General features: G+C 47.8%; 2 protein-coding genes. Both read right to left on the bottom strand.

Annotated elements, in window-relative coordinates; genetic code table 11:
- Positions 1-2: 2 nt before the first annotated feature.
- On the bottom strand, positions 3-5,612 hold the full coding sequence (locus tag AC3ISQ_RS03560) for an SDR family NAD(P)-dependent oxidoreductase (protein WP_489350608.1): 5,610 nt from the start codon (positions 5,610-5,612) through the stop codon (positions 3-5).
- Between the two features lie 115 nt (positions 5,613-5,727).
- A complete protein-coding gene (locus AC3ISQ_RS03555) occupies positions 5,728-9,570 on the bottom strand; it encodes an AMP-binding protein (protein ID WP_489350606.1) in 3,843 nt (1,280 codons plus the stop codon).
- Positions 9,571-10,012: the final 442 nt, after the last annotated feature.

Raw genomic sequence — 10,012 nt, 5'->3', positions numbered from 1 at the left:
CGCTAGTCCCCTGTTGAGCCAAGTAATGCATCAATTTCGTTGTCAGATAATAACCCCAATGCTGAAAAATCAATATCGTCAGTGAATGAGTTTCTACTTCTGGCCGTCATCTCTGCGACTATTCCCGACGAAAAGCACTCACCTAATAAATATTGTGTTAAAGCCGCCACGGATGGATATTTAAATAAAATAATCGCCGGTAGATTTTTATTTAATTGCCGTCCCAAGCCATCACGTATCGCTACCGCCATTAACGAATCCATTCCTAATTCCTGTAACGGGCGCTCATAATCGAGATAGGCCAGTTCAATAGACATCACTTTCTTGACCTGAGCAGTAACCAATTTTCTGATCTCGTTTTCCCTTTCACTTTCCGGCAATGACAAAAGGCGTGCTGTCTGATCCAAACTGGCAATAGGTGAACTGGCGTTAGTAAGTACGGTTGACGAAACGATGTCATCAAACAATTTACTTGCAGGACCTCCCAGCGGGTAGTAATGGTGTATGTACTGTGTCCAGTCGACAGTTAACACGCTTAAAACAGCAGGTTTGCCACCAACTTCAGGGGATAAAATTTTCGCCATACGATTAAAGGCATCAACTGATTGAAGTGCTTGGAATCCTCCACGCTGTAAATGAGCAGTTGCCTGTTGATCCGCCGCCATCCCTGTTCCCTGCCATAGCCCCCAGGCGATACTCTGAACTGCAAGCCCTTGTTGCCTTGCTTGGTGCGCCAAACCATCCAACGCGGCATTAGCTGTGGCATACGGGATCTGTCCGGGTGAGCCCAATGCCCCGGCAGCAGAACTGAACAGCAAAACAAAATCCAGGTTTGTCTTACGTGTCTGCTGGTAGCCAAGGCACGCATTGAGTAGTACCTCGCCCCCTTGTGCCTTCGCTGCTAACGCACGCTCAAAATGCACTTCAGCAAGATTGTCAAACACGGCGTCTTCACGACACCCGGCAAGGTGAAAAACGCCCGCAGGTGCAGGATGACAATCATCCAACCATCCCTTTAATTCTCTGTGATCCCCATTGGCAATATCCACTACTGCAATCTGTACCGGAATTCCCAGAGCATTGAGCCAGAGTTGCTCTTCATCGGTGGCTTTACGATGCGATAGCGCAAGAATATGCTGTGCCCCTTCTGCAACCAGCCATTCCAGTAACAGACGCCCGATCCCCCCAAACAAACCGGTCAACATATAGGTTTTATCAGGTTGTATAACGACTCGTGTACCAGCAGATATCCAAGGTTGCATCCTGGCAACTTGCCTTTTCCCATTCTGCAGCCTGAGGTGCGTTTCATCGTTATCTTGTTGATTCACCACTTCAGCCACCAGCCGGGCAATATCCTCTACCGGTTCACTGGCAGCGGCATTTATTGTGAGGCAAGGCAGAACAGAAGTTTCCAGCATTAGGCTACGACAGTAACCCCACAAGGCAGATAACACCTCGATTCTCACCCACCCGACACCCGGTTGTTGTGCCTGTTCCTGACCAACCACCACGACCCTACCTAAAGATGGAGCCTGCTGTAACCAGTCAGTTAAAGTGATGCAGGTTGTCGTTAGCGACACAACCGAAGAGCATAGCCAAAGTGTAGTCACCCGCTTGCCCATCGCCCTGTTGGCAATATCTGCGGCCAGTTGCTGTAGATGTACGGTATTACCCGGTTCCAAAGTACAGTTGCCAGGCTGGTAATGATAGCTGCCCCCTGGACGTATAACATCGATGGAAACATGCTGCTGACACTGATGGAACACCGCCTCGGAAAGCTCATCTTCTCCAGCAAATATCACCAGATGTTCAGTTTCTTTATGCGCCAAAGTGTCGCTTTGCGGCAACGGATAATCGATCCACACCTGCTGATAGCACTCTTCTCGCGCCTCACTACTGTCTAGAGAGGACCGCATGTTGCCATTCTCAACTTTACGCCATTCAAATTCTTTCAGACTGGCGATCAACCCGCTACCTTCCTGCCAAATCCATATATTTCCAAGTAAACTGTTTCCCCCGTGTACCTGCCCCGGCTGTAAATGGGCTATTGCCAGCAGCGGTTTGTCCACCTGCAACAGGTGATGTGCAAAGTTCATGTTGCTGATGGAAAAGGGAATATAGGTATGCTGGGTATTATCGATTTGTGCATTCATTAACCCACCCAGCATCTGTACACAGATATCAAGCTGACTTGGGTAAATAGGGTAACAAGCTGCATCTTGGTCCAATTGCAAGATCTCTTTCTGCGCTTTTACCTCAACCATCACTTGGTATGGATCAACTTGCCACCACTGGTTAATTAGCTGAAAAAGCGGACCAAAACTGAAGCCCAATGTATTGAGCGAAGCAGAAAAATCATCTTGTCTCAGAACGTTGCTGCCCTGACGAATCAAATCCAATTGAAACTGAGGGTCAAAATCTTCCAGCGCATGGAGTTGAGTACTCGTTGTCGTAAGCCAAGAGTTGACATGCGTGCTCACTACCTCGTCGTCAGGCATACTAACGATACTAGCGCGATAACCTTCCCCCTCCGACTGTAATACCACCTGTACCAATACTGGCAGCTCATTGAGCACCAGTGGTTTACTGATCAGGATGTCCTTAATCTGCGTGGTTCCCTCCTCCGCAATCAGCGTCTGCTCCACCGCCATGATCAAAGCGGTAAGATGAGAAGCACCGGCGACCAGTACATGATCAAACAGCCGGTGATCCTGCATATAAATGGGGGAATTTTTTGTCAACTGCTGCTGGAAACGTACGCTCCGCGACAACGGCAATATCAGACGCTGACCAATCAGCGGCAACGTGGTTTTTCGCGGTGTGAATGGCACCATTGCACCCTGACGAGCCAACTTATAACGCTCTACCATCGGGCCTGAAACATAATAATTCTGGTGATCAAAAGTATAGAGAGGTAGACGTTGGCGTGGAGTATGTGCAGGAACGCCTTGCGTGGCATAAAAGGCATTGAAGTTCAGCGTCACCCCACGCTGTACTAAACCTCCCGCAGCCTGTAACAGATTACGCCACTCCTGATTACCCGTTCGTAAGCTCGCCACTCCACACTGCATATCATTAAGAGTGAGTTGCGCCATCGCGATCAACGTGGCTTTCGGCCCGGTTTCCAGATAATAGGCACAACCCAGATCGGCCAACTTTTGTATAGCTGAACTAAATCGAACCGGTGCGGTAATCTGCTCCAACCAGTAATCAGCACAGGATAAAGCCTGAACATCGAGTTCTGGGTCGACCGTTGAAACCATCGTTACCCTGGCTGGCTGCCAGCGAATTGTCTTGGCGATCAAGGCAAATTCTGCCAGCATCGGCTCCATGTTGGGTGAGTGGAACGCGTGTGAGACGTTCAGGCGGGTAACAGGTATACGGGCTGTCGCAAACTGGGCCACCAGAGTATCAATGGCTTTTGTTGCACCGGCGAGTACAATCTGTTGCGGTGAGTTGATTCCCGCTATCACCACGCCGTCGCTGGTAGCGAGATAAGGAAGCAATGAAGCCTCATCGCTTGCCACCGCTATCATAGTGCCAGTGGTAGGCAGTTCCTGCATCAGACGCCCACGAACGCAAACCAGTTTTGCCGCATCCTCCAGACTCATCATTTTCGCAAAGCAGGCAGCGGCGATCTCCCCGACCGAATGGCCACAGACATAACGCGGTGTTACCCCCCATTTCAGCCACAGCGTGGCAAGTGCCAACTCAAGTGTAAACAGGGCTGGTTGGGCATATTGAGTTTGGGTTAAACGTTCCTGGCACTGTATTTCGGACAGGCTTCCCTCCATATCGCCCCACATAACTTCCGACAGTGGCAGATCCAGATACCGATCAACCGCAGCAGCAATCTGATCAAAGATTTCACGAAACGCAGAGCAATTCCGATACAGTTCCTGGCCCATACCAGGATATTGTGCGCCTTGGCCGCTAAACAAAAACGCCACCTTCGGCACTGCACCTGAAACAGGATTTATCCCTTGAACATCGGCACCAATCTCTGTCAACTGTGTAACGAATTCATCAACCGTGCTGCCAATCAACGCAGCACGGTAACGCAACAGAGAACGTGTCAGGTTACAAGAACGGGCAAAGGTGGGAAGATCAAGATGAGATTGTGGCGCCTGTAGGAAATGAGCGTACCGCTGAGCCAGTTGCATCAATCCATTGGGAGATTCAGCACTGATCATCACCAGTTGGGATGGGTCAGGCTGGGGTGGGCTTACCTGGCATGAAACGGCCTCAAATGCGGAAACAATCATATGAACGTTAGTTCCGCTCATACCAAAGGCGCTGATACCCGCCGTCGGCAGCTCTGTTACAGCAGGCCAAGGTTGTTTTTGCGTTACCACCTGCAACGGCAACGTATGCCACGGAATATGGCGGTTAGGGGTATCAAAACCAGGTTGAACGGGTAACGTTCGGTGTTTCAGCGCCAGAATGGTTTTTATAAATGCCGCGACACCAGCGCCCGACTCCAAATGCCCGATACTGGCTTTCACCGACCCCAAATACAGTGGCCCCTGTTCCGACGAGCGTTTGCCATAAACACGTCCTAACGCCAATACTTCTATTGGGTCGCCCAACTTAGTACCAGTACCATGCGCTTCCACAAACTGTACATCGCCCGGCTGCAGGCGTGCGTTAGCCAGTGCGGTTTTTATCACCTGCTCCTGAGCTGCGCCATTGGGGGCAGTCATACCATTACTTTTGCCGTCATGATTGACCGCAGAGCCCTTGATTACGCCATAAATATTATCGCCATCAGCCAGCGCATCATTGAGCCGTTTCAATACCACCATGCCGCAACCTTCACCACGAACATAACCATCCGCCGCTTCATCGAAGGCCCGGCATTGGCCGGAACGCGATAACGCCTGTAATGCAGAGAAACCTATGCTCATTTCCGGCGTCAGCATCAAATTGACACCCCCTGCCAACGCCAAATCGGACTCGCCATTACGCAACATCTGACAAGAGAGATGAATCGCCAGCAATGAAGTCGAACAGGAGGTATCCAACTGTAGAAGCGGCCCCTGCAACCCTAACAGATACGCAATACGGCCCACCCCAATACTGCGGGTGGTTCCCAGGCTGGTATAGGCGTCAATCAGCGTTTCATCTGGCGAGTTATTCACGAACTGGCGATAGTCATCTGCTACCATGCCGGCAATCACGCTAGTTTTACTTCCTACCAACGATTTTACCGGAATTCCCGCGTCTTCCAGACTTTCGTAAGCGACCTCAATCATCAGACGGTGTTGTGGATCCATCGCTTCGGCTTCACGTGGTGTTAAACCAAAAAAGCCCGGATCGAATTGCGCTACATTATTAATATAAGCGCCAGCATCGGTATACATGGTGCCAGGACGTTGCCCCTGTAGATCAACATAACGCTGGCGGTTCCAACGTTCTTCAGGCGTTGTTCCAATAACACTTTTCCCGCTTTCAATTAACTGCCAATACTCTTCCGCTGTATTACAGTTGCCTGGGAAACGACAACCAATACCAATCACGGCAATTGGTTGATGGTTTTTATTTTCCAGAGCATGGATAATATTCTTCTGCTCCAGAATTTTAGCCAATGATTTCTCTAGCAATGCTTCCATTTGGGAAGTCTCACCTTTATTTTCCTCGGCAGATATTATTGAACGACGGGCACACATGTCCGATACCACTCCCTAGCCATCTGATAATATAAAAACGGATTAAATGATAAATAACTTACAGTCCCAGTTCATTTATCAATTTTTCCATAACGTCACTAGATGAGCGAATCTCCAGCTTAGTATCAATATGGGCATTTTCTATTAAGCAAGATTGGCTTACCGAATGATATTCAGAGCAAGCATTTACAATGTAAGAGGCTAAATCCTGCACTGTCTGATAATTCCATACCACGGTGGAGTCCACTTTCACTCCTGCCTTTTCTTGTAAGGCATATGCCAACTCTACCGATAAAACAGAGTCGATCCCTAAATCTGCAAATAAAGTTGCAGGCGTTATCTCACCTTTATAGTAGCGCAACTCCTGCTTTAACCACTGGCAAATAAACGCCTCATACTCTTCACACATCATGGCCAAAGTTTCGCTAGTGTCTGAAGGGATTAGTGGCTGCTGTTCTGGCAGTTTATTAAGGGGCGTCACCTGCTCGACGTCTGCAGATCTGTTTGGTGCAGTACTGTCCTCCGCTGGCGTAAAAGCCGTATCCAGATCGATTTCCAGCTCGGAGGCAAATTGCTTATAATCTCCGACCCGGTGATCAAGTAACCCCATCTCCGCCGACAACTGCTGACTATTTAGCCAATGACCACTATTTATCGTGTTGGCTTTATTGGCAGAGAAGCAGATGGCAATTTCTTTATCTAACCATGTCTTGGTAAGCTGAAGCGTATCGGTATCATATCCTACATTGCATGAGGCAGATCTTTGCAGAAAGGCCTTGGCCAACAGGAGGCAGGCAAGTTCCCCACCGGCATATTTTGCCCATTGCGCCGCCTGAATTCCGGTAGCCAACTCCTCAAGTTTCTGTACGTAATGCAACATATCTTGATACAGCGCCGGCTGTTGCAGGGTATCGCTGATAAAACATTTAAAATCGCTGGATTGATGGCTAACGCTGGCACCAACAAAACCATACAGTACCTCTGTCGGGCCTTCAAATACACGAAACACACGAGTATCACGCCATAACCTGGCAAGTATATTATTTTCGGTGTAGCCCCGTCCGCCACTTAGTTGCATCGCGGCGTCGACCACTTTGCTGCAATATTCTGTAGCGAAACATTTTACTCCAGCGTAAACCTCCATCGGGATAAAGTCACGTTCCCCAGTATCAGCGTGATCCAGCAGATCGGAAATTCCGTTAGCCAGTACATGGGCCGCTACCGTAGCCGCGTGCATATCACTTACTTGTTGATGAATTATCGGATTATCGAGTAATAATCCACTTGACACCTGTCGCCGTGATACATATTTCAAGGTTAATTGGATACTTCGCTGCATCACTCCAAGCCCCATTGCAGCAATAATCAAGCGGCCATACTTCATCGCATCTTGGGCAATTTCCATCCCTTGACCGAGCTTGCCTAACATATCCTGTTTTGTTACATGCATATTATGGAAATAAACGCGGTTTTGTACCATGCCGCGCACCCCCATCGTTGGCAATTCCTCTCCGACTTGCAACCCTTTACGTTCAGTGTCGACGACAAAAGCAGTAATACCGCCAAAGTTCCCCTGCTCATCGTAAACCTTGACGAAAAAATTAATGATACCAGCCCACCCAGCATTACCGATCCAGCACTTTTCTCCGTTCACCCTCCAGCCCCCGGACGGATCAGGCCTGGCGGTAGCCTGGATCGCATGTGGGTTAGAGCCGGCAGAGGGCTCACTAAGCGCAAAAGCACCAAGGATCGTCCCTTGCGCCAAATCGGATAAATAGCGGGCCTTCAGCTCTGGGTTAGCAAAATTCAGTATCGGCCTGATACCTAGCACATTATGCAACGTAACCAGCAATGATAAATTCGGATCCATCGCACCCAAGTGGCGTATCACATCGACAACATCACCGTGCAGCATCCCTTGCCCACCCTCTGATACTGAGACTCCCATCCCCAGCAAACCATGACGGGCAAAATTCATCACAATATGTGGAGGTACACAACGGCGTTCATCAATGAGACGAGAATTAATAAAACGGGGGGAATACTCTTTTAACCAAGAAATCATCCTATCGGCTTTTTCCCGGCTCAAATCCTGACGCAAAATAGAGTCAGCAACAGACACTGCGTCTTGCTGCACAATATCAAGCATTGTCCAGTGTGCTATCTCTGATAACCCCTGATTTAACACTAATTGCTTACACTTACGACGTTGGATCTTTCCACTCGAAGTGAGAGGTAGCGTCATCGGGCGAATTAGATAAATAGCTGTCACAGGACACTGAAAATCCTCCAGGACGCCCCTCCTTATTTCGGCAAAAATCTCATCAGTATTGATTTTGTTCAGATAGGTTCTTTCCACTTCCTGAACGACAACAACTTGCTCTACTCCATTATGGTCAATACCAAATACCGCCCCTCCGCCATCTTTCAAAGCGGGGTTATTATCTTGGATCGCTTTCTCGATATCCTGCGGATAATAGTTTTGTCCGTTAACCACGATCATGTCTTTGATACGGCCAGAGATAAACAGCCTGTTCTGCCGCACAAAGCCTAAATCTCCAGTACGCAGATAACAACGCTGTGGATCATGGCCCCCAATGATTTTGGCCTGAAAGATTTCACGTGTCATCTCCTCCTGACGCCAATAACCTTTGACAACACTGTCACCGCTGATCCAAACCTCACCCACTTGATTCTCAGCACAGCGCATTAGAGTGTCGGGGTCAACAATCGCAATATCCTGGTCGGTATTAAGCACCCCGGAACAGACCATCTGCTGGGATCGCTCCCCTTTGATTGCATCCACAATACGATGCTGATTAAGTTGTTCGCTAGAAACTGAAATAATGTAAGGGGCTTCATCCATCGGGCAACTGGATGATAATAACGTCGCCTCTGCCAGACCATACGACGGATTGAAAGTCGTAGCGGCAAACCCGCATCGGGCAAAACGGGTGGTGAAATTCTCTAGGGTATCAGCACGCACCGGTTCAGCACCATTGAGAGCCATTTTCCAACTGCTCAAATCCAACCGGGCAAGCTGTTCATCGGTAACACGCTTTAGGCATAGCTCATAGGCAAAATTAGGGGCACAAGCGCTATGCGCTTTAAATTCGGCGATCGCCTCTAACCAGCCAACAGGTCTTTGCAGAAAGGTGACCGGAGCCATCAGATAACAGGTTCCGCCAATATAAAGATTCTGCAACACATTGGCGATCAACCCTAAATCATGGTAGAGCGGTAACCAAGAAACGATCACCGATTCTTGACTGTGATTAAATGCAGTGCGGATAATTTCTTCATTATGTAACAGATTACCATGCGTAACCATGACCCCCTTGGGTACGCCAGTAGAACCCGAAGTATATTGGAGGAATGCAAGCGAATCTCTCTCAATATCTGGTTCAAACCAGTTATGCACTAAATCATAGTCAAGATTGTCCAGTTCCAAATAGCCAGCATGCTTAAAACCATTCAATCCTGCTTTGAATTCAAATATAAACCCCGTATGCTTCGATTGTGACAGTATAATAGAGATTTCTGCATTGCTGGCAATTTTATCGAGATTCTTCCAATCTTTTTCTTTTTTACTTGGAAAATGTACTGGAACCGCAATGACTCCAGCATATAAACATCCCATAAAAGCAATTACTGACTCAATACCAGAATGGAATAACAGCAATGCACGATCACCAGCTTTAATGCCTTTATTTTGTAGGTTACTGGCAATCACACGTGCTTCAAGATCCAAGTCATGATATGTGTAGCTTCTAATAATATTAGTGCCATCACGCAACATGTGATAAGCCACTTTCTTCGCGTTGTGTATCGCACGATAACGACCAAGTTCTACAAGACTGTTACAAGAAAGCATTACATTGACTTGCCGATTCTTATCCATTGAGCCGCATTCCTTGATTAATTACATATTAAAAATATATACTTCCCAATTTCACATAATCAAATAAAATCATTAACATTTCTAATGTAATCAACTGTACTTACCAATGTCAAGGGTTTATCCAGAATAACAGTAAGGCTCCATTCTGATCCTACCCGCGAATAGTGGTCATACGAATGTTTTCAACCATTTTAATGCGAAACGGTTCAGGAATACGTTTCATATTACTTTCTCCAATAGCCTCTCACGCTGCTAAGCCAGTATTTCCCCTTTGAAAAGCGCAGAAAATAGCGACCAAATGCAGTGTTCAGTTAGTTTTTATTTGCTATGAAACAGCACGAAAAATTAGCGTGGGAAGTCGTTAGAGATGCGAGGTTCGAGGTTCGAGGTTGTACCAAGAGAGCAAACCACCTACAGCAATGAGACAATAAAACGATTTTAG

It is taken from the genome of Serratia sp. KH_031, from assembly GCF_057839655.1.
This window is presented reverse-complemented; position numbering and strand designations above follow the sequence as displayed.

Excerpts from the sequence above, each read along its gene's own strand:
- AC3ISQ_RS03560 (WP_489350608.1), bottom strand. The coding sequence starts at position 5,612 with ATGGAAGCATTGCTAGAGAAATCATTGGCTAAAATTCTGGAGCAGAAG.
- AC3ISQ_RS03555 (WP_489350606.1), bottom strand. The coding sequence starts at position 9,570 with ATGGATAAGAATCGGCAAGTCAATGTAATGCTTTCTTGTAACAGTCTT.